This window comes from Leifsonia sp. KNZ12-8B (genome assembly GCF_056755495.1).
In genome coordinates this window covers 1-18,191 of sequence record NZ_JBPGXM010000030.1, presented here as the reverse complement: position 1 = coordinate 18,191, position 18,191 = coordinate 1, and the positions used below count along the sequence as shown (strand labels likewise).

At 68.8% G+C, this 18,191-nt stretch carries 20 protein-coding genes and 2 tRNA genes; 11 read left to right on the top strand and 11 right to left on the bottom strand.

Annotated features, from left to right (window positions below):
- The first annotated feature begins 33 nt into the window (after positions 1 to 33).
- The 4 genes from gyrA (at position 34) to ACR9ZG_RS06945 (ending at position 3,207) form a co-directional block, all read left to right on the top strand.
- Positions 34 to 2,592 carry a DNA gyrase subunit A gene (gene gyrA / locus ACR9ZG_RS06960; RefSeq protein ID WP_481284095.1) on the top strand — a complete coding sequence of 853 codons (2,559 nt, stop codon included), beginning with the start codon at positions 34 to 36 and terminating at the stop codon, positions 2,590 to 2,592.
- Positions 2,582 to 2,995: a DUF3566 domain-containing protein gene (locus ACR9ZG_RS06955; RefSeq protein ID WP_301211713.1), complete on the top strand. Its 414-nt coding sequence runs from the start codon at positions 2,582 to 2,584 to the stop codon at positions 2,993 to 2,995. Before gyrA ends, ACR9ZG_RS06955 begins: the two co-directional genes overlap by 11 nt.
- Before the next feature lie 50 nt (positions 2,996 to 3,045).
- Positions 3,046 to 3,122, top strand: a tRNA-Ile gene (locus tag ACR9ZG_RS06950).
- 12 nt (positions 3,123 to 3,134) lie between these two features.
- Positions 3,135 to 3,207: transfer RNA gene (locus ACR9ZG_RS06945), tRNA-Ala, on the top strand.
- On the opposite strand, the gene ACR9ZG_RS06940 is transcribed toward ACR9ZG_RS06945, so the two are convergent.
- On the bottom strand, positions 3,198 to 3,686 hold the full coding sequence (locus tag ACR9ZG_RS06940) for an Lrp/AsnC family transcriptional regulator (RefSeq protein WP_481284094.1): 489 nt from the start codon (positions 3,684 to 3,686) through the stop codon (positions 3,198 to 3,200). The two genes, ACR9ZG_RS06945 and ACR9ZG_RS06940, sit on opposite strands and share 10 nt — an antisense overlap.
- A 93-nt stretch (positions 3,687 to 3,779) precedes the next feature.
- Between ACR9ZG_RS06940 and ACR9ZG_RS06935 the strand changes: the two genes are divergently transcribed.
- A complete protein-coding gene (locus tag ACR9ZG_RS06935; protein WP_481284093.1) occupies positions 3,780 to 4,220 on the top strand; it encodes a rhodanese-like domain-containing protein in 441 nt (146 codons plus the stop codon).
- A gap of 7 nt (positions 4,221 to 4,227) precedes the next feature.
- Here the strand turns inward: ACR9ZG_RS06935 and ACR9ZG_RS06930 are convergent, their stop codons facing one another.
- Positions 4,228 to 5,091, bottom strand: a complete 864-nt coding sequence (locus ACR9ZG_RS06930) for an Fpg/Nei family DNA glycosylase (protein ID WP_481284092.1) — start codon at positions 5,089 to 5,091, stop codon at positions 4,228 to 4,230.
- A gap of 47 nt (positions 5,092 to 5,138) precedes the next feature.
- Between ACR9ZG_RS06930 and ACR9ZG_RS06925 the strand changes: the two genes are divergently transcribed.
- Complete coding sequence (locus ACR9ZG_RS06925; protein WP_481284091.1) at positions 5,139 to 5,555, top strand: NUDIX hydrolase; 417 nt, start codon at positions 5,139 to 5,141, stop codon at positions 5,553 to 5,555.
- Positions 5,556 to 5,569: 14 nt separating this feature from the next.
- Here ACR9ZG_RS06925 and ACR9ZG_RS06920 read toward each other — a convergent pair whose 3' ends face one another.
- Together ACR9ZG_RS06920 and ACR9ZG_RS06915 are read right to left on the bottom strand one after the other, a co-directional pair.
- Positions 5,570 to 5,782 carry a PspC domain-containing protein gene (locus ACR9ZG_RS06920; protein ID WP_481284090.1) on the bottom strand — a complete coding sequence of 71 codons (213 nt, stop codon included), beginning with the start codon at positions 5,780 to 5,782 and terminating at the stop codon, positions 5,570 to 5,572.
- 60 nt (positions 5,783 to 5,842) lie between these two features.
- A complete protein-coding gene (locus ACR9ZG_RS06915; RefSeq protein ID WP_481284089.1) occupies positions 5,843 to 6,436 on the bottom strand; it encodes a hypothetical protein in 594 nt (197 codons plus the stop codon).
- Between the two features lie 102 nt (positions 6,437 to 6,538).
- On the opposite strand from ACR9ZG_RS06915, the gene ACR9ZG_RS06910 reads away from it, so the two are divergent.
- Both ACR9ZG_RS06910 and ACR9ZG_RS06905 read left to right on the top strand, forming a co-directional pair.
- On the top strand, positions 6,539 to 7,078 hold the full coding sequence (locus ACR9ZG_RS06910) for a peptidylprolyl isomerase (protein WP_481284088.1): 540 nt from the start codon (positions 6,539 to 6,541) through the stop codon (positions 7,076 to 7,078).
- 23 nt (positions 7,079 to 7,101) lie between these two features.
- Complete coding sequence (locus ACR9ZG_RS06905; protein WP_481284087.1) at positions 7,102 to 7,938, top strand: rhomboid family intramembrane serine protease; 837 nt, start codon at positions 7,102 to 7,104, stop codon at positions 7,936 to 7,938.
- Positions 7,939 to 8,181: 243 nt separating this feature from the next.
- On the opposite strand, the gene ACR9ZG_RS06900 is transcribed toward ACR9ZG_RS06905, so the two are convergent.
- Entirely contained in the window at positions 8,182 to 8,442 is a 261-nt protein-coding gene (locus ACR9ZG_RS06900) for a cell division protein CrgA (RefSeq protein ID WP_481284086.1), read from the bottom strand.
- A 99-nt stretch (positions 8,443 to 8,541) separates the two neighbouring features.
- Here ACR9ZG_RS06900 and ACR9ZG_RS06895 point away from each other — a divergent pair, with 99 nt between their 5' ends.
- The 3 genes from ACR9ZG_RS06895 to ACR9ZG_RS06885 are packed head-to-tail and all read left to right on the top strand — an operon-like array spanning position 8,542 to position 10,159.
- Positions 8,542 to 9,360 (top strand): class E sortase, encoded by an 819-nt coding sequence (locus tag ACR9ZG_RS06895; RefSeq protein WP_481284085.1) that lies wholly within the window; start codon positions 8,542 to 8,544, stop codon positions 9,358 to 9,360.
- Positions 9,361 to 9,365: 5 nt separating this feature from the next.
- Complete coding sequence (locus tag ACR9ZG_RS06890; RefSeq protein WP_481284084.1) at positions 9,366 to 9,524, top strand: hypothetical protein; 159 nt, start codon at positions 9,366 to 9,368, stop codon at positions 9,522 to 9,524.
- Positions 9,521 to 10,159 carry an anthranilate synthase component II gene (locus ACR9ZG_RS06885; RefSeq protein WP_481284083.1) on the top strand — a complete coding sequence of 213 codons (639 nt, stop codon included), beginning with the start codon at positions 9,521 to 9,523 and terminating at the stop codon, positions 10,157 to 10,159. Before ACR9ZG_RS06890 ends, ACR9ZG_RS06885 begins: the two co-directional genes overlap by 4 nt.
- A gap of 15 nt (positions 10,160 to 10,174) precedes the next feature.
- On the opposite strand, the gene pknB is transcribed toward ACR9ZG_RS06885, so the two are convergent.
- The 6 genes from pknB to ACR9ZG_RS06855 form a co-directional block, all read right to left on the bottom strand.
- Positions 10,175 to 11,869, bottom strand: a complete 1,695-nt coding sequence (gene pknB / locus ACR9ZG_RS06880; protein ID WP_481284082.1) for a Stk1 family PASTA domain-containing Ser/Thr kinase — start codon at positions 11,867 to 11,869, stop codon at positions 10,175 to 10,177.
- Positions 11,870 to 11,953: 84 nt separating this feature from the next.
- A complete protein-coding gene (locus tag ACR9ZG_RS06875) occupies positions 11,954 to 13,672 on the bottom strand; it encodes a serine/threonine-protein kinase (protein ID WP_481284081.1) in 1,719 nt (572 codons plus the stop codon).
- The gene (locus ACR9ZG_RS06870; RefSeq protein ID WP_481284080.1) at positions 13,669 to 15,123 is read right to left on the bottom strand and encodes a peptidoglycan D,D-transpeptidase FtsI family protein; all 1,455 of its coding nucleotides are present in this window, start codon (positions 15,121 to 15,123) and stop codon (positions 13,669 to 13,671) included. Before ACR9ZG_RS06870 ends, ACR9ZG_RS06875 begins: the two co-directional genes overlap by 4 nt.
- Before the next feature lie 3 nt (positions 15,124 to 15,126).
- The gene (locus tag ACR9ZG_RS06865; protein WP_481284079.1) at positions 15,127 to 16,527 is read right to left on the bottom strand and encodes an FtsW/RodA/SpoVE family cell cycle protein; all 1,401 of its coding nucleotides are present in this window, start codon (positions 16,525 to 16,527) and stop codon (positions 15,127 to 15,129) included.
- Positions 16,511 to 17,761: a PP2C family protein-serine/threonine phosphatase gene (locus ACR9ZG_RS06860; RefSeq protein WP_481284078.1), complete on the bottom strand. Its 1,251-nt coding sequence runs from the start codon at positions 17,759 to 17,761 to the stop codon at positions 16,511 to 16,513. The genes ACR9ZG_RS06865 and ACR9ZG_RS06860 overlap by 17 nt, the downstream gene beginning before the upstream one ends.
- A 5-nt stretch (positions 17,762 to 17,766) precedes the next feature.
- The coding region (locus ACR9ZG_RS06855; protein WP_481284077.1) for an FHA domain-containing protein FhaB/FipA at positions 17,767 to 18,191 on the bottom strand (425 nt) is incomplete at its 5' end.

Sequence of the window (18,191 nt, the reverse complement as noted above, 5' to 3'; positions counted from 1 at the left end):
AATGACACGAGAACCGGTGGAGAAGAGAGAACTGTGACGGACGAAGAGACCACGGGAGCCGGCTTCGGCATCCACGGCAGGATCGACCAGGTCGACCTGCAGTCGGAGATGCAGCGGTCGTACCTCGACTACGCGATGAGCGTGATCATCGGACGCGCCCTGCCGGAGGTGCGCGACGGCCTGAAGCCGGTGCACCGCCGCGTCATCTACGCGATGTTCGACGGCGGCTACCGGCCCGACAAGGCGTTCTCGAAGTGCGCACGTGTCGTCGGCGACGTCATGGGGCAGTTCCACCCGCACGGCGACAGCGCGATCTACGACGCGCTGGTCCGCCTGGTGCAGCCGTGGAGCCTCCGCTACCCGCTCGCGCTCGGCCAGGGCAACTTCGGCTCGCCGGGCAACGACGGCGCCGCCGCCCCGCGGTACACCGAGACCAAGATGGCCCCGCTCGCGATGGAGATGGTGCGGGACATCGACGAGGAGACCGTCGACTTCCAGGACAACTACGACGGTCGCACCCAGGAGCCGGCCGTCCTGCCCAGCCGGTTCCCGAACCTCCTGGTCAACGGCTCGGTCGGCATCGCAGTCGGCATGGCGACCAACATCCCGCCGCACAACCTCCGCGAGGTCGCCGACGGCGCGCTGTGGCACCTCGCGCACCCCGAGGCGTCGCGCGAGGAGCTCCTGGAGGAGCTGATCAGGCGCATCAAGGGCCCGGACTTCCCGACCGGCGCGCAGATCCTCGGCACCAAGGGCATCCACGACGCGTACCGGACGGGCCGCGGCTCGATCACGATGCGCGCCGTCGTGAACATCGAGGAGATCCAGGGCCGCGTGTGCCTGGTCGTCACGGAGCTGCCGTACCAGGTCAACCCGGACAACCTCGCGATCAAGATCGCGGAGCTCGTGAAGGACGGCCGTATCGGCGGCATCGCGGACATCCGCGACGAGACCTCCGGCCGTACGGGTCAGCGCCTCGTCATCGTGCTCAAGCGCGATGCGGTCGCCAAGGTCGTGCTGAACAACCTGTACAAGCACACGCAGCTGCAGGAGAACTTCGGCGCGAACATGCTCGCGATCGTCGACAACGTGCCGCGCACGCTCGCGCTCGACGGCTTCGTCACGGCGTGGGTCGACCACCAGATCGACGTGATCGTGCGTCGCACGCGCTACCGTCTGCGGAAGGCGGAGGAGCGGGCGCACATCCTGCGCGGCTACCTCAAAGCCCTCGACATGCTCGACGAGGTCATCGCGCTCATCCGCCGCTCGCCGACCGTGGACGACGCGCGGGAGGGCCTGAAGACGCTCCTCGAGGTCGACGACGTGCAGGCCGACGCCATCCTCGCGATGCAGCTGCGCCGCCTGGCCGCCCTCGAGCGCCAGAAGATCATCGACGAGCACGACGAGATCGAGCGCCAGATCGCCGAGTTCAAGGCCATCCTCGACGACCCCGTGCGTCAGCGCTCGATCGTCAGCGAGGAGCTGACCGAGATCGTCGACCGCTACGGCGACGACCGCCGCACCGAGATCATGTACGGCTTCGACGGCGACATGAGCATGGAGGACCTCATCCCCGAGGAGGAGATGGTGGTCACGGTCACGCGCGGCGGTTACATCAAGCGCACGCGCAGCGACAACTACCGTCAGCAGCACCGCGGCGGCAAAGGAGTGAAGGGCGCCCAGCTGCGCGGTGAGGACGTGGTCGACCACTTCTTCGTCACGACCACCCACCACTGGCTCCTCTTCTTCACGAACAAGGGCCGCGTCTACCGCGCCAAGGCGTACGAGGTGCAGGAGGCCGGCCGCGACGCGAAGGGCCAGCACGTCGCCAACCTGCTCGCGCTGCAGCCGGATGAGGAGATCGCCGAGATCCTCGACATCCGCGACTACGAGGTGGCGAAGTACCTGGTGCTCGCCACGCGCGACGGCCTCATCAAGAAGACCGCGCTCAGCGAGTACGACACCAACCGCTCGGGCGGCATCATCGCGATCAAGCTGCGCGAGGAGGACGAGCTCGTCTCGGCGCTGCTGGTCGACGAGGACTCCGACCTGCTGCTGGTCTCGCGCCACGGCATGTCGATCCGCTTCACCGCCTCCGACGAGGCGCTGCGGCCGATGGGCCGCTCGACCTCCGGCGTCATCGGGATGCACTTCCGCGGCGACGACACGCTGCTGGAGGCGTCGGTCGTCTCGGACGAGGGATACGTCTTCGTGGTGACCGAGGGCGGGTACGCCAAGCGGACCTCCGCCGACCAGTACCGCCTGCAGAACCGCGGCGGTCTGGGCATCAAGGTGGCCAAGTTGAGCGAGGATCGGGGTGACCTCGTGGGTGCTCTCATCGTCGACGAGGACGACGAGGTCCTTGTGGTTCTTGCCAGCGGCAAGGTGGTACGCTCTGCCGTGGCCGAGGTACCCGCCAAGGGCCGTGACACCATGGGTGTCGTCTTTGCACGTTTCGCCGAGTCGGACAAGATCATCGCCGTGGCGAAGAACACCGAGCGCAACCTCGAATCGCAGAACGCAGTCGACGATCAGGCTGCTGATGCACAATCGGAGGACGCCGGGAAGGAAGAATCCGTCAATGAGCAGTAGCGTCGCCGAGAAACTCGCCAAGAAGTCGTCGCGTCGGCCTGCATCCTCCAAGCAGGTGCGGCTGAAGCTGGTGTACATCGACTTCTGGTCGACCGTGAAGCTCTCGTTCCTCGCCGGCATCTGCCTGGCGATCATCGCGGTCGTCGGCACCTTCCTCATCTGGACGGTGCTCGACCGCACCGGCATCTTCGACCAGGTGAACAGCCTCGTGAAGGACATCTCGGGTGCCGGCGGCGGTGACCTCCGCGCGGTGCTCGGGCTGGGTCAGGTGATGGGCTTCTCGCTCATCGTGGCCATCCTCGACATCGTCGTGGTGACCGCGCTCGGCGCGGTGTTCGCCCTGCTGTACAACCTGTCCGTGAAGATCACGGGCGGCCTGCTGGTCGGGTTCACGAACAACTGATCGATTTCGCAATGGCCGGGCGGATCAGGTAGGCTCTTATCTGCCCATTCGGGGATATAGCTCAGGCGGTTAGAGCGCTTCGCTGATAACGAAGAGGTCCGAGGTTCAAGTCCTCGTATCCCCACCAGTACCTCCATCCGGGGCCTTAGCTCAGTTGGTAGAGCGCCTGCTTTGCAAGCAGGATGTCAGGAGTTCGAATCTCCTAGGCTCCACCCCTTCCGGCCTCATCCCTCCTCGGCGCCGTGATCGCACGCGTCGGGAACGGGCTCGAGTACGACACGCTCGTCGTCACGCTGCCGAGCGTTCCGACCCTGCCGCTCACCTGCTCCAGGTGCCGCATCGACGTCGCCACCACTTTGAGGATGAAGCAGTCGTCGCCCGTGACGTGGTGCGCCTCCAGCACCTCGGGCAGCTCCGCGAGGAGATCGTGGAGCGGCTTGTAGACGCTGCTCGGGTAGCGCAGCCGCAGGAACGCGAGGATCCCGTAGCCCAGGCGCTCGGGGTCGACCACCGCGCGGTAGCCCTGGATGACGCCGGCCTCCTCCATCCGACGCACGCGCTCGGCGACGGCGCTGTTCGACATGTGCACGGTGCGGGCGAGCTCGGCGATGGACTGCCGCCCGTCCCGCTGCAGCTCGGCGAGGAGTGCGCGATCGACGGCATCGGCGGCGAACGGGAAAGTGACGGCCATGCGCTGATTCTGGCATGCGATCGACGGCCGAAATGCTCCAAGGCCGTGGATCGTCTCTTCAAACAGCCCTTCGACTTCTCTAGCGTTGACCCCATGACGATCACCGCCAGCACCTCCGCCGCCACCCGCCACTTCGCCGCGAAGCTCGAGTTCGAGACCGACCCCTCCGACGTGATGGCGGACCGCGAGGCGGGGCGTCCGTTCGTCCTGGTCGACAGCCGCGGCGACGCGGCATGGCGGCAGGGTCGCGCGGCGGGCGCCGTCCACCTCCCGACCGCGCAGATCGCGGACCGGGCCAGGGAGGTCGTGCCCGAGGGGACGCCGGTCGTCGTGTACTGCTGGGGCCCGGGCTGCAACGGCTCGACCCGCGCGGCCCTGGTCTTCAGCCTCCTCGGCTACGAGGTGCGCGAGATGATCGGCGGCTTCGAATACTGGGCGCGGGAGGGACTGCCGGTCGAGGACGACCACGGCCCGGTGGTCCGAGCGGCCGACCCGCTGACGGCGCCGGTGGATGGGGCGACGTGCGCGTGCTGAGGGCTGGCTACTTCAACAACCGCGACAGCACGCGGTCGGCCAGTGGTTTGCCGCCGGTCTGGCAGGTGGGGCAGTACTGGAACGTCGAGTCGTGGAAGATGACCTGGCGGATCGTGTCGCCGCAGATCGGGCAGGGCTGGCCGGTGCGGCCGTGGACGCGGAGGCCGGACTTCTTCTCGCTCTTCAGCTCGGAGGCGGCCAGGCCGTCGGCACGGGCGAGCGCCTCGCGCAGCGTCGACTGCAGGGCGTCGTAGAGGCGCTCCACGTCGTCGGCCGGCATGTTCGCCGGCTTGTACGGGGACATCTTCGCCACGTGCAGGATCTCGTCCGAGTACGCGTTGCCGATCCCGGCGATCAGCGACTGGTTGCGCAGCACACCCTTGATCTGCGCGCGGCCCTGGTCGGCGAGGATGGCGGCGAACACCTCCGGTGTGAATTCTGGGGAGAGCGGGTCAGGGCCGAGGCGGGCGATCCCGGGGACCTCCGACGGGTCGCGGACGATGTAGATCGCGAGCGACTTCTTCGTGCCGGCCTCGGTGATGTCGAAGCCGGTGCCGTCGTCGAGCACCAGTCTCGCCGCCAGTGGTCCCTTGCCCGGTCGCCCGCTCGGCGGGGGAGGAGGCGCGTCGCGCCAGCGGATCCACCCTGCGCGGGCGAGGTGGATGACGAGGTGGAGCTCGCCCGCGGCGATGTCGAGGAACTTGCCGTGCCGCGAGACGCCGGAGATCGTGGTGCCTCGGAGTGCGTCCGCGGGAGGATCGAAGGTCTTGAGGGCGGCGAACGCGACGATGCTCAGCCGGTCGATGACGCGACCCGTCAGCCGGCCGCCGAGGTCGGCGGCGAGGGCGGTGACTTCCGGGAGTTCGGGCACCACCCCATACTGCCCCGATCCGCCGACACGCGCAGTAGGGTGACCTGATGGACATCAGGGTCGCCGCCTACGGAGTCATCGTCGACGGGGAGCGCATCCTCCTCGCCCACTGGAACGAGAGCGGGCGCTCGGGCTGGACGCTTCCGGGCGGCGGGATCGACCCCGGTGAGGACCCGGTGCACGCGGTCGTGCGCGAGATCCGTGAGGAGACCGGCTTCGACGCGGTCGCGGGCGACCTGCTCGGGATCGACTCGAAGGTCGTCCCGGCTGAGCAGCGGTTCGTACCGGAGGCGGGTCCGCTGCATGCCCTGCGCATCGTCTACCGCGCGTCCGTCGTCGGCGGGAGGCTGACCAACGAGCTCGACGGATCGACCGACGAGGCGGCGTGGTTCCCGCTCACGGCCATCCCGAACCGTCGCGTCGAGCTGGTCGACATCGCGCTCGGGATGGCCGGACTGCGCTGAACAGGGGTCGCTGATCAGCCGGCGGGCGGCGCGGCGACCGGGCGCGGCTGCTCGGCCGGCATGATGATCCACAGCGCCGCGTAGACGAGGAACTGCGGCCCGGGCAGCAGGCACGACAGTACGAAGATCACGCGCACGGTCGTGTCCGTGAGGCCGAAGCGCCGGGCGAGCCCGGCACAGACGCCGGCGAGCACGCGGCCGTCGCGGGGACGTTCGAGAGTGTTCATGTCGATCATCCTCGCGCGCCGGTGCGGCGGCCGCCATCGGGGAAACCCCCGAAAGCTCCCTTACTGGGCGGACCCGGTGCCCGACGTGCTGCCGGTCGTGGTGGACGTCGACGTCTCGGTCGGCTCCTCGTCGGCGACCCAGAGCTCGTCGTCGGCGCGGAAGGTCTGCCAGACCGCGTACAGGAGGCCGGCTGCCGCCACGATGCCAAGGCCGACCGCGATGACCGTGCCCGCACCAGGGCCGGACTTCTGCTTCGCGACCTCGATCTTGCGGCTGAACTCCTTACCGGCCTGCTTGAAGTCGCCCCGGAACGCCGCGGCGCGAGCGGCTCGCGCGTGGTCGACGACCGACAGTGCGGTCCCGACGGCGGTGCCGACGGCCGGGATGACATCGCCGACGAGACGCTCGCGGGCGGCACCGGCATACTTGCCGGCCGTGTTCGCCGCCGTCTGCGCCGCCGGACGCACGTAGGAGTCGTAGCTGTCACGGACGCGTGGAGCGATCTCCTCACGGGTGTAGTAAGCGGCTTGCTTGCGCGCCTGCGCGGCGAGGGCGTTGGCATTCGCCAGGACGTCCTGCTGCTGGCTCCACAGCTGCTCGGCGTCGTTGCGCAGTCGCTTGAGCTCCTTCTTGCGCTTCCGTGTCAGGCTCATCTGGACCTCCATCGAGTACGGCTGGCGAACTGACTCCATCTTGCCACCGAAAGGGCTGGGGATGGCCCGAGAGCCGGAACCCCCTATGCAAGAATTGGTGCCATGTCTAAGCACACCGCTGTCGCCACGCTCCACACTAACTACGGAGACATCAAGGTCAACCTCTTCGGCAACCACGCTCCGAAGACGGTCAGGAACTTCGTGGGGCTCGCGACCGGTGAGATCGAGTGGACGAACCCCGCAACGGGCGAGAAGACCAACGCTCCCCTCTACAACGGCGTCGTCTTCCACCGCATCATCCCGGGCTTCATGATCCAGGGCGGAGACCCGCTCGGTCAGGGCATCGGCGGCCCCGGCTACCAGTTCGACGACGAGATCAACCCGGAGCTCGACTTCACGCAGCCCTACATCCTGGCGATGGCGAACGCCGGCATCCAGGGCGGCCGCGGCACGAACGGCTCGCAGTTCTTCATCACCGTCGGACCGACCACCTGGCTGCAGGGCAAGCACACCATCTTCGGCGAGGTCGCGGACGACGCGTCGCGCAAGGTCGTCGACAAGCTCGCCGAGGTCCCGACGGACGCCCGCGACCGGCCGCTCGACGACGTGGTCATCGAGTCCGTCGACGTCGAGCAGGTCTGAGAGAGGGCGGGCGAGCCAGAACGATGTCTCAGCCCGTCGACGCGCGAGCGAGCTACTGCTACCGCCACCCCGGGCGGGAGAGCTACGTCCTCTGCCAGCGCTGCGGCCGCACCATCTGCGGTGAGTGCCAGACGCCGGCCGCGGTCGGCGTCATCTGCCCGGAGTGCATGGCGGAGCAGCGGGCGACCGCGCCGCGCACCAAGCCGGCCTGGTACACGCGGCTGAGCGGAGGGACGACCCCGGTCGTCACGTACTCGATCATCGGCGTGTGCGCGCTGGTGTTCGTGCTGGGGCTGGTTCCCGGATTCGGCGGACTCGTGGACAACGCGCTGCTCTACGCCGGCGTCTACTCCGATCCGGCGGCGTTCGAGCCGTGGCGCATGCTGACGTCGGTCTTCGTGCACGCCAACTTCATCCACTTCGCGCTCAACATGTACACGCTGTGGATCTTCGGGTCGGCGCTGGAGCCGATGCTCGGGAGGCTGCGCTTCCTCGCGCTGTTCCTGATCAGTGGATTCGCGGGATCGCTCGCCGTGCTCCTGCTGACGAACCCGCTGCAGCCGGTCGTCGGCGCCTCGGGCGCGATCTTCGGCATCTTCGGCGCGTTCTTCATCATCCAGCGACGGCTGGGCGGCAACGCGACCCAGATCCTCATCCTGGTGGCGATCAACCTCGCCATCGGCTTCATCCCGGGCTTCAATATCGCCTGGCAGGCGCACATCGGCGGGTTCCTCGGCGGCCTGCTCGTGGGCCTGATCTACGTGGAGACGCGGAAGGCCTCTCGGCGCTCCCTGCAGCTCCCCCTCGTGATCGCGCTCTGCGTCGTACTCCTCCTGCTGAGCCTGGTGCGATTCCTGTAATTCCCCACACCGCGTGGATAAGTTATCCACAGGGTTGTTAACAGTGGGGATAATTACACCCGTGTAACTCTCCACAGGCTTATTAACACTGGGGAGAACCGGCTCTCCACACTTCTGCACACTGTGGAGAAAGCGCTGTGGATAACTGTGGAGAAACCCGCCGTTCACCCGCCGGATACGACAAGAGCCCGGGCGGCGGAAGCCGGACCCGGGCTCTGGACGCGCAGCGTCGAGGGTGGAGCGCTAGCGCCACCTGGTGGTCATGAGGAAGCCGATGAAGGCGATGCCGAAGCCGACGAGGATGTTCCAGGCGCCGAGACTCGGGATCGGGTACTGGTTCTGGCTCACGTAGAAGACGATGATCCACACCAGCCCGAGCAGCATGAAGCCGAACATCACCGGCTTGAACCATACGGGGTTGGGCGCCTCCTCGCCGGAGGCGACGGCGCGCCGGTCGGTCCGCTCGGGGCGCTCGGGCTTGGTCTTCGTCTTGCTGCGTGCCATAGCACCACAGTGTAGCGGGACGTGTCTGAGCATTGCCGCCGCATCCGAGCAGGCGACGGCGGGGGTGAATGTTCAGATTGCCCCGCTAGTATCCGTAATATGACCAACCCGTACGAGGACACTCCGACGCGCGAGACGCCGGTGCCCACCTCGCGTGCGCGCCGACGCGCGTCCAGGCGACCACGACGCCGTGCGACGTTCCTCGGAGTGGTGGGCGAGCTGCTCATCACCGCGGGTGTGCTGGTCCTCCTCTTCCTGGGCTGGCAGGTGTGGTGGAACAACCTCGTCACCTCCAACCAGCAGTCCTCGGCGGCGGCCTCCCAGAGCCAGAAGTGGATCGATGACGCGCTGAAGGCGCCGAAGCCATCGACCCCGGAGGCGGAGCCGGCGGCGACGACCGACCCGCCGGTCATCGCCAAGCCGGCCGACTACCAGGCGTTCGCCGTCATCTACATCCCGCGGCTCGGCGCCGACTGGAAGCGGACCATCCGCGAGACCGTCGACACGGAGAAGGTGCTCAACAGCTACACCGCGGGCGTCGGCCACTACGCCGACACGCAGCTCCCCGGCCAGGTCGGCAACTTCGCCGTCGCCGGCCACGACAGCGGCTGGGGCAACACCTTCATCGACCTCTCCAAGCTGCACATCGGCGACCGCATCTACGTGCAGACCAAGGACGGCTGGTACACGTACACGTTCCGCAACTTCGAGTACGTCCAGCCGTCGGCCGTGCAGGTGCTCCTGCCGGTGCCGCGACAGCCGGAGGCGACGCCGGTCGACCGGCTCATGACCATCACCACGTGCAATCCGCCGTTCCACGCGGGCGAGCGGCTCATCGCCTACAACACGTTCCAGAGCTTCGCGCCCACGCAGGACGTGCCGAGCGAGATCGCGGCCGTGGTCGCCGAGGGGAGCTGACCCGAATGTACGCAGCGCTGTGGCGCATCCTGCCGGGACCGGTCTGGCTGCGCATCCTCATCCTCCTGATCCTCGTCGCGGCCGTGCTGTTCGCGCTCGTCACCTGGGTGTTCCCCTGGGTGGATTCGCTCGTCGGTCCGCAGGAAGGTACCGTGGGGCCGTGACCCGCGTACTCGTCATCGACAACTACGACAGCTTCGTCTACACGCTCAACGGCTACCTTCGCGAGCTGGGCGCCGAGACGGAGGTCGTGCGCAACGACGACATCCCGGTCGCCGATCTGCCGGGCCGTCTGGCGGAGTACGACGCGGTGCTGGTGTCGCCCGGACCGGGCAAGCCCGCCGACGCCGGTGTCTCCATCCCCGCCGTCGAGCAGGCGCTGAGCACCGGCCAGCCGCTGCTCGGCGTGTGCCTCGGTCACCAGGCGATCGCAGAGGCGTTCGGGGGCGTGGTCACCAATGCCGAGGAGTTGATGCACGGCAAGACCTCGCAGGTCACGCACGACGCCAGCCCGCTCTTCGACGAGGTCCCCCAGCCGTTCACCGCCACCCGGTACCACTCCCTCGCCGTGGTCGACGGGACGCTGCCCGCGGACCTCTCCGTGACCGCGCGCACCGCAGGCGGCGTGATCATGGCTCTGCAGCACGTCGAAGCGCCGATCTTCGGTGTCCAGTTCCACCCGGAGTCGGTGCTCACCGAGGGCGGCTACCGGATGCTCGGCAACTGGCTCGAGGTCGCGGGGCTGCGTGGAGCGGCGGAGGCGTCGCGCACGCTGAACCCGCTCGTCAAGCTGGGCTGAGCCCCCCGCGGCGCGTCAGCCGGAGCAGTAGGTCAGGTCGACCGTCGTCCCCTGCGGGACGTCGCCCGGAGCGACCGACTGGGTGTGCACCAGCGGGGCTCCGGAATCCTGCGGGCACGTGTTGTCCGGCTTCGGGTTCGCCGTCAGCCCGGACTGCGACAGGATCCCCGTCGCGGCCTGGATGGTCTGCCCGGTGAGATCCGTCAGCGTCACCTTGCCGCTCGACACGGTCAGCGAGATCGGGTCGCCCTCGTGCGCAGTGCCGCTCGGCTGCGGGTCGGTCGAGATGACGACGTTCGCGCCCACCGACGGCGAGTTCTCGGTCGTGACCGGGCCGACGCTGAGTCCGGCCGCCTCGATCGCCTGCTTGGCCGCGTCGAGCGTCATGTTGTGCACGTCCGGGACGGAGACGGTCTTCTTGCCCGAGGAGACGTAGATCGTGATGGTGTCGCCGGTCGCGACGACGATTCCGGCGTCCGGATCGGTGCGGATGACCTGGCCTTCGCCGTAGGTGGCGCTCGACTCGGTGGTCTGCGTCCACTTCAGCTTCATGCCGTCGAGCTCGGCCGTGGCCTTGTCGAGCGTCTGACCGGTGAGGTTCGGGACCTCCCGCGAGGTCTCCGGCATGGTCGTGCTCGGCGCGAGCCGCAGCACCCAGGCGAGCACCGCGACGATGACGACCGCCATGACCGCGATGCCGGCCCAGATCCAGATGACCGGAGGGCGCCGCTGGGTGCGCGTCATCGTCTGGTCCTCGGCGAGCTGGCGGAACGCGGCCTCGGGACCGGACACGGTGGTGGGCGGTGCGCCGAAGAGCGTCTCGGCGAACTCGTCGTGCTCCTTGTGCTTGGGCACGCGGCCGGCCGCGGCCTCCTCGAGGTCTTGGCGGAACTCGGCGACGGTCTGGTACCGCTCGAAGCGGTCCTTCGTCAGTGCACGGGCGACCACGACATCCATCGCCGGGGAGACCTTGTGGTTGATGCTGCTCGGCGCGACCGGGGTCTCGCTGACGTGCTGATACGCGACGGCGACCGGGGTGTCGCCGCGGAACGGCGGGCGCCCGGTGAGCATCTCGAACAGGACGACGCCGGTCGAGTACAGGTCGGTGCGGGCGTCGACCGACTCGCCCTTCGCCTGCTCGGGCGAGAAGTAGCTGGCGGTGCCGAGCACGGCCGTGGTCTGGGCGACGGTCGCGGAGGAGTCGCTGATCGCGCGGGCGATGCCGAAGTCCATCACCTTGACCTGGCCGTTGCGCGTGATCATCACGTTGCCGGGCTTGATGTCGCGGTGCACGACGCCGGCGCGGTGCGAGTACTCGAGGGCGGTGAGGATGCCCTCGGTGATGCGCACGGCCTCCGGAACCTCGAGCGGTCCGCGCTTGATCAGGTCTTTCAGGAGGACGCCGTCGACGTACTCCATGACGATGAAGGGCAGCTGCGCCTCGTGCCCGTTGGGCTCGCGTACCGTCTCTTCGCCGGCGTCGAACACCCGCACGATCGTGGGGTGCGCCATGCGCGCGGCGGCCTGCGCCTCCTGACGGAAGCGGGTGCGGAACGCCGGGTCCGTCGCCAGCGACGGCTTGAGGAGCTTGATCGCGACGGTCCGGCCCAGCCGGGTGTCGGTGCCCTTGTGCACGTCGGACATGCCGCCGCGCCCGATGAGTTCGCCCACCTGATATCGGCCTGCGAGCAGGCGGCTATCTGGGCTCAATGCATACTCCTATCGGGCGGGTGACTCGGCTAGTGTAGCGGGGCGTTTCTGGGTATCGCCCCCGCGCGAGGGGTAGACGTGCCGCTACTTGTCGCCGTTCGCTCCCGGGGTCGGCGTCGGCGTGCTGGCCGTCACCTGGTAGGCGAGAGCCGGCGACTGACCGGACTCCACGGACTCCCCGCAGAAGATCGTGTAGGTGAGGTTGTACGTGCCCGCCTGGTTCGGCGCCCACACCGTGGAGTTGCCGTCGACCGGGGTCTGGGGCTGGCCGTTCACGTACAGCCGGCGGCCGACGAGGTTCTGGCCGGCCGGGCAGGCGGCGGACCCGAAGGTGACGGTGACCTGGGTGGCCGGGTCCGTGACGGTGGCCTGGCTCGGGTCGGCCGAAACGGTGTCGGTCGGCGGGTCGACCGGCGCGACGTCGCCGTAGACCATGATCGTGACCTCGGACCCCTTGGGCAGCGGACCCGTCGGGTTGACCCGGTACACCTTGTCGACCTGGTCGGCCGAGGTGGCGGCCGAGCCGGTCTGGATGTTCGCGACCATCTCGAGGCCCTGCAGCTTCTCGCGCGCCTGCGCCGAGGTGAGTCCGAGGAAGTCGGCCTCCGTGATCTGCACCGTGTTGCTGGTCGGGGTCGGCGACGGCGTCGTGGGCTTGGGCGTCGGGGCCTGCGACTGGGTGGCGGTGGGAGACGGAGGAGCGTCCTTGGGCTGCGCGACGAGCGCGATGATCGTGCCGATCAGCACCAGCGCGAGCAGGGCGATGAGCGCGATGAGCGGCCAGGTCCAGGGGCTGCGCTTCTTGGTCTCCTTCGGCTCCTCCGGCCCCTCCTCGATCGTCTGGGTCGTGGAGGTGGAGGCCGACGGCAGCAGCGTGGTGGCCTGCGTCGGCGCCGAGGTCGCGGAGGGCATCAGCACGGTCGCGGCGTCGGTCGCCGCGGCGGCGCCGAGGACGGCGGGGACCGAGGCGGCCGCGGCGCGCACGTCTCCGCGGCGCAGCGCCTGCGCGGCACGCGCCAGGTGGGCGGCGGAGGCCGGGCGGTCGGCGGGGTTCTTGGCGATGCACGCGAAGACCAGGTTGCGCACCGGCTCGGCGACGGTGGCGGGCAGCTCCGGCGGGGCCTCGTTGATCTGGGCCATGGCGATCGCGACCTGCGACTCGCCGGTGAACGGGCGGCGGCCGGCGAGGCACTCGTAGGCGACGATGCCGAGCGAGTAGATGTCGGTCGTCGGAGATGCCGGGTGGCCGGAGGCCTGCTCGGGCGAGAGGTACTGGACCGTGCCCATGACCTGGCCGGTGGCGGTGAGCGGCACCTGGTCGGCGATGCGGGCGATGCCGAAGTCGGTGATCTTGACGCGGCCGTCGGGGGTGATCAGCAGGTTGCCCGGCTTGATGTCGCGGTGCACCAGCCCGGCGGCGTGGGCGGCGTGCAGTGCGGCGGCGGTCTGCGCGACGATGTCGAGCGTGCGGTCGGTGCTCAGCACGTGCTCCCGCTCGAGGATGCTGGAGAGCGCCTCACCCGGGACGAGCTCCATCACGAGGTAGGCGCTGCCCTCCTCCTCGCCGTAGTCGTAGACGTTGGCGATGCCCTCGTGGTTGACCAGCGCGGCGTGACGGGCCTCGGCACGGAAGCGCTCGAGGAAGCCGGGGTCACCGAGGTACTCGTCCTTGAGGATCTTGATCGCGACGGTGCGTCCGATCACGAGGTCGGTGGCCTGCCAGACCTCGCCCATGCCGCCGATCGCGATCCGCGACTGCAGCTCGTAACGTCCTCCGAAGGTGAGCCCTGCTGTGGGTCTCATTTATTCAGCACCGCCTCTAGTACTTGTCTCGCGATCGGGGCGGCGACGGAGTTTCCCGACCCGCTCTGACCGCGTCCACCGCCATTTTCAACGACTACCGCGACCGCGAATTGAGGATCGTTCGCCGGCGCGAACCCCGTGAACCACAGGGTGTACGGCTCGTCGTCCGCGTTCTGCGCCGTACCGGTCTTACCGCCCACCTCGACCCCGTCTATTCTTGCATTCGTCGCAACGCCCTCCTGGACACCGTCGACCATCATCTGCTTGATCGTGTCGGCGACCTGCTGGGTCATCGGCTGCGAGAACTCCTTGGGCTGGAAGCTCTCGATGGTCTGCAGGTCGGAAGTGCGGATCGAGTCGACGAGGTTGGGCGTCATGAGCTTGCCGCCGTTCGCGACGGCGGCGGACACCATGGCCATCTGCAGCGGGGTCGCGCGGTCGTCCTTCTGCCCGAAGGAGCCGAGGGCGCGCTCGGCGGCCAGCTCGTAGAGCGGGTACACGCTCTTCTCGACCGGGATCGGGATCTTCAGCTCCTGGTTGAAGCCGAACTTGTCGGCCTGGTCCTTGATGACCTGCGGCTGCAGCTGCATCCCGAGCTCGGCGAACGGGATGTTGCAGGACAGGATCTGCGCGGTGGCGATCGACACCGTCTCGCCGGGGCCGCAGGTGGTCAGCGAGTCGTTCTTCACGACGGTGGGAGAGTCGGGAAGGGGCAGGGACGCCGGGTTGGGGAGCTGGCTGTCCTTGGTGTACTTGCCGGTGCCGAAGGCGGTCGCGCTCATGACCGGCTTGAAGGTCGATCCGGGCGGGTTGAGGTTGCCGCCGATGGTCCGGTTGATGAGGGGGTCGCCCGGTGCGTCGAGCAGCTGCTGGTACGCGGCGTCGACCGCCTCGCCGTCGTGCGAGGCGAGGACGTTCGGGTCGTAGTTCGGCTTCGAGACCATCGCCAGGATGCGCCCGGTCTTGGGCTCGAGGAGCACCACCGCGCCCTGCTGGTCGCCGAGCGCGTCCCACGCGGCCTGTTGGGCGACCGGGTCGATCGTGGTCTCGACCGTGGCGCCCTGGGGGTTCTTGCCGGTGAGGATGGCGTTGATGCGGTCGAAGAACTGCGAGTTGGCGTTGCCGCTCAGCTGCTGGTTGAGCGCGCCCTCGAGCCCGGTCGCCTCCCCGTTGACCGGGAAGAAGCCGGTCACGGCGGAGTAGAGCGGGCCGTTGCTGTAGACGCGCTGCCACTTGTAGACGTCGTCCGACGGCACCGACTGGGCGACGGGCTGCCCGGCGACCAGGATCGCGCCGCGCTGGGCCGAGTAGCTGTCGTTGAGCGCGCGGGTGTTGCGCGCGTCCGACGCCAGGGTGTCGGCCTGGAAGACCTGCAGGATCGACGTCGACACCAGCAGCGCCAGGAACATGGCCAGCACCACCGTGCTGACGCGCTTGATCTCGCGGTTCATGGGCTAGCTCACCACCAGTCGGGGTTGGTTGCGGACGGTGTCGGACAGGCGCAGGAGCAGCGCCACGATGATCCAGTTCGCGACGAGGGACGAGCCTCCGGCCGCCAGGAAGGGCGTCGTCAGGCCGGTCAGCGGGATCACCCGGGTGACGCCGCCGATGACGATGAAGCACTGCAGCGCCACGGTGAACGACAGGCCGACCGCGAGCAGCTTGCCGAAGTCGTCCTGCCCGGCGAAGCCGATGCGCAGGCCGCGGGCGACGAAGACGAGGTAGAGCGCGAAGATGGCGAACAGGCCCGCGAGACCCAGCTCCTCGCCGAGGCTGGCGATGATGTAGTCGCTCTGCGAGACCGGGGTGACCCACGGCTGACCCTGGCCGAGGCCGGTGCCGATCAGGCCGCCGTGCCCGAGGCCGAACAGGCCCTGCACGAGCTGGAAACTGCCTCCATCGGCGTCGTAGACCCGCTGCGCGAACGGGTTCAGCCAGTTCTCGAAGCGGTCGTGCACGTAGACCAGCACCTGGCTGGCGACGATCGCGCCGCCCACGATGAGCAGGACGCCGAGGATCACCCAGCTGATGCGGGAGGTCGCCACGTACAGCATGACGAGGAACAGGCCGAAGATCAGCAGACCGGTGCCGAGGTCGCGCTGGAACACGATCACGGCCATCGACATCAGCCAGACGATCAGGATGGGGCCGAGGTCGCGGGCGCGCGGGAAGCGGATGCCGAGGAACTTCTTGCCGACCATCGAGAGCGAGTCGCGGGCCTGCACGAGGTAGCCGGCGAAGAAGATCGCCAGGCACAGCTTCGCGATCTCGCCCGGCTGGAAGCTGAAGGGGCCGATCCCGATCCACACGCGGGCGCCGTAGATCTCCTTGCCGATCCCGGGGAGCATCGGCAGGAGCAGCAGGAGGAGCGCCGCGAAGCCGAAGAGATAGGTGTAGCGCTGCAGGACGCGGTGGTTGCGGATGACGATGATGACGGCCAGCGCGCAGACGATCGCGATGGCGCTCCACACGATCTGCTTGACGCCGGCGCCGTCCCAGCCCTGATCGCCGTAGTGGATGTCGATGCGATAGATCTCGGCGATCCCGATGCCGGTCAGCACGGTCGCGATCGGGAGGAGGAACGGGTCGGCCTGCGGGGCGACGAAGCGCAGCGCGATGTGCATCCCGAGCACCAGGGCCGAGAGCCCGGCGCCGAGGTAGACGAGGGTGAGGTCGAGGTGCCCGAGCGCGCCGAGCTGCACGAGGATCACGGCGGCCGCGTTGATGCCGCACGCGACCAGGAGCAGGAAGAGCTCCAGGTTGCGCTGCTTGGCGGGCAGGCGCAGCCGTTTCACCGGGCCGGTGGCCGTCCCGGTTCTCTCGCGCCGCTCGCGCACCCTACTGTCCGCCGGCATCTTTCAGCTGATCCACGATCGCTCGGGCCGACGACAGGTCGTCGGCGTTGATGGTCTGCTCCACGAGCTGCTTGTCGTACGCAGGGAGGCTGTCCACCCTGATGCTCGACTCCTCGTAGACGTGCGAGAGGGGGATGGGACCGAGGTCCTGCTGCACCCCCTGGAAGACGGCGACCTTCCCGGAGGGCGACTCGCCGATGAAGAAGCGGGACTGCGTCCACTGGTACCCGATGAAGCCCGCCGCGACGATCGCGAGCACCAGGAGGACCAGCCCGATCATCCACGTCAGGCGGCGACGTCGTGCCCGGCGCTCGTCCTCCTCGATCAGCTCGTCGAGGTAGTCCTCCGACTGCGGCTCGAAGTGCGTCGGGCCGGTCGCCGGCCGGATCGGGTGGAGGCGCAGCGTCGGCAGGCGGGAGGCCCGCGCCGTCGGGCGGGGCTCCGAGCCGAACTGCAGCGGCGACGCGGCGGAGCCGACGGTGACCGGCTCCTTCACGACCTCGCCCGGCCCGACGTCCGCGATGTCGAGGATGACGGCGGTCACGTTGTCGGGGGCGCCGGCGTCGAGGCTCTGCTTGAGGAGGCGGTCGGCGACCTGGCGCGGACCGTCCTTGCTCGCGAGGGCGGCGGCGAGGTCGTCGTGCTTCACGACGCCGCTGAGGCCGTCCGAGCAGATGAGCCAGCGGTCGCCCGGCTTGGTGTCGAGGATCCAGGTGTCGATCTCGGGGGAGGCGTCGACGTCGCCGAGCACGCGCATCAGCACCGAGCGGCGCGGGTGGACCATCGCCTCCTCCTCGGTGATGCGGCCGCTGTCGACCAGTCGCTGGACGAAGGTGTGGTCGGTCGAGACCTGCTTCAGCTCGCCGTCGCGGTAGAGGTAGATGCGGGAGTCGCCGATGTGCGCGATCGCGAGCTGGTCGCCGACGCGGATCATCGCGCTGACGGTGGTGCCCATGCCGGTGAGCTCCGGGTGCTCGAACACGGTCTCGGCGAGCAGCGAGTTCGCGGCGATCAGCGCGGACTGGAGGGCGAACTCGGCCTCGCCGGCGCTCTCGTACTCACGGTCGGCCTCGCGGATGCGGTTGACCGCGATCGCGGAGGCGACGTCGCCGCCCGCGTGGCCGCCCATCCCGTCGGCGACGACGAAGAGCCCACGACCCGCATAGCCGGAGTCCTGGTTGTTGGAGCGGATCTTCCCGACATGGGAGATGGCCGCCGCCCGGTTCGCCGCCACCGCGCCTACCGCCGCAGCTCGAACGTGGTCGTCCCGATCTTGATCGGGGTGTCGAGCGGGATCTGGGTCGGGACGGTGACGCGCCGGCCGTCGAGGAACGTGCCGTTGGTCGAGTCGAGATCCTGGATCATCCACTCGTCGTTCCAGAGGAGCAGGCGGGCGTGGTGGGTGGAGGTGTAGTCGTCGCGGATGACCAGGCCCGACTCGCCGGAGCGGCCGATGGTGATCGGGTCGCGGCCGAGGGCGAGCTCGGTGCCGGCGCGCGGACCGGAGGTGATGACCAGGCGGTGCGCGGTCTGCACGCTCGCGTTGGTGCCTCCGCTCGCCGTGTTGGCGCCCGAGGGGAGGTTCGACACGGGGGCGTGCTTCATCACCGGCTCGGTGGGGCCGGCCGGGCCGGGTGCCGGAGCAGCGGGGGCGGGGGCTGCCG

Excerpts from the sequence above, each read along its gene's own strand:
- ACR9ZG_RS06875 (WP_481284081.1), bottom strand. The coding sequence starts at position 13,672 with ATGAGACCCACAGCAGGGCTCACCTTCGGAGGACGTTACGAGCTGCAG.
- ACR9ZG_RS06895 (WP_481284085.1), top strand. The coding sequence starts at position 8,542 with ATGACCAACCCGTACGAGGACACTCCGACGCGCGAGACGCCGGTGCCC.
- ACR9ZG_RS06910 (WP_481284088.1), top strand. The coding sequence starts at position 6,539 with ATGTCTAAGCACACCGCTGTCGCCACGCTCCACACTAACTACGGAGAC.
- ACR9ZG_RS06955 (WP_301211713.1), top strand. The coding sequence starts at position 2,582 with ATGAGCAGTAGCGTCGCCGAGAAACTCGCCAAGAAGTCGTCGCGTCGG.
- ACR9ZG_RS06890 (WP_481284084.1), top strand. The coding sequence starts at position 9,366 with ATGTACGCAGCGCTGTGGCGCATCCTGCCGGGACCGGTCTGGCTGCGC.
- ACR9ZG_RS06905 (WP_481284087.1), top strand. The coding sequence starts at position 7,102 with ATGTCTCAGCCCGTCGACGCGCGAGCGAGCTACTGCTACCGCCACCCC.
- ACR9ZG_RS06915 (WP_481284089.1), bottom strand. The coding sequence starts at position 6,436 with ATGAGCCTGACACGGAAGCGCAAGAAGGAGCTCAAGCGACTGCGCAAC.
- ACR9ZG_RS06940 (WP_481284094.1), bottom strand. The coding sequence starts at position 3,686 with ATGGCCGTCACTTTCCCGTTCGCCGCCGATGCCGTCGATCGCGCACTC.
- ACR9ZG_RS06865 (WP_481284079.1), bottom strand. The coding sequence starts at position 16,527 with ATGCCGGCGGACAGTAGGGTGCGCGAGCGGCGCGAGAGAACCGGGACG.
- ACR9ZG_RS06935 (WP_481284093.1), top strand. The coding sequence starts at position 3,780 with ATGACGATCACCGCCAGCACCTCCGCCGCCACCCGCCACTTCGCCGCG.
- ACR9ZG_RS06900 (WP_481284086.1), bottom strand. The coding sequence starts at position 8,442 with ATGGCACGCAGCAAGACGAAGACCAAGCCCGAGCGCCCCGAGCGGACC.
- ACR9ZG_RS06870 (WP_481284080.1), bottom strand. The coding sequence starts at position 15,123 with ATGAACCGCGAGATCAAGCGCGTCAGCACGGTGGTGCTGGCCATGTTC.
- ACR9ZG_RS06920 (WP_481284090.1), bottom strand. The coding sequence starts at position 5,782 with ATGAACACTCTCGAACGTCCCCGCGACGGCCGCGTGCTCGCCGGCGTC.
- ACR9ZG_RS06925 (WP_481284091.1), top strand. The coding sequence starts at position 5,139 with ATGGACATCAGGGTCGCCGCCTACGGAGTCATCGTCGACGGGGAGCGC.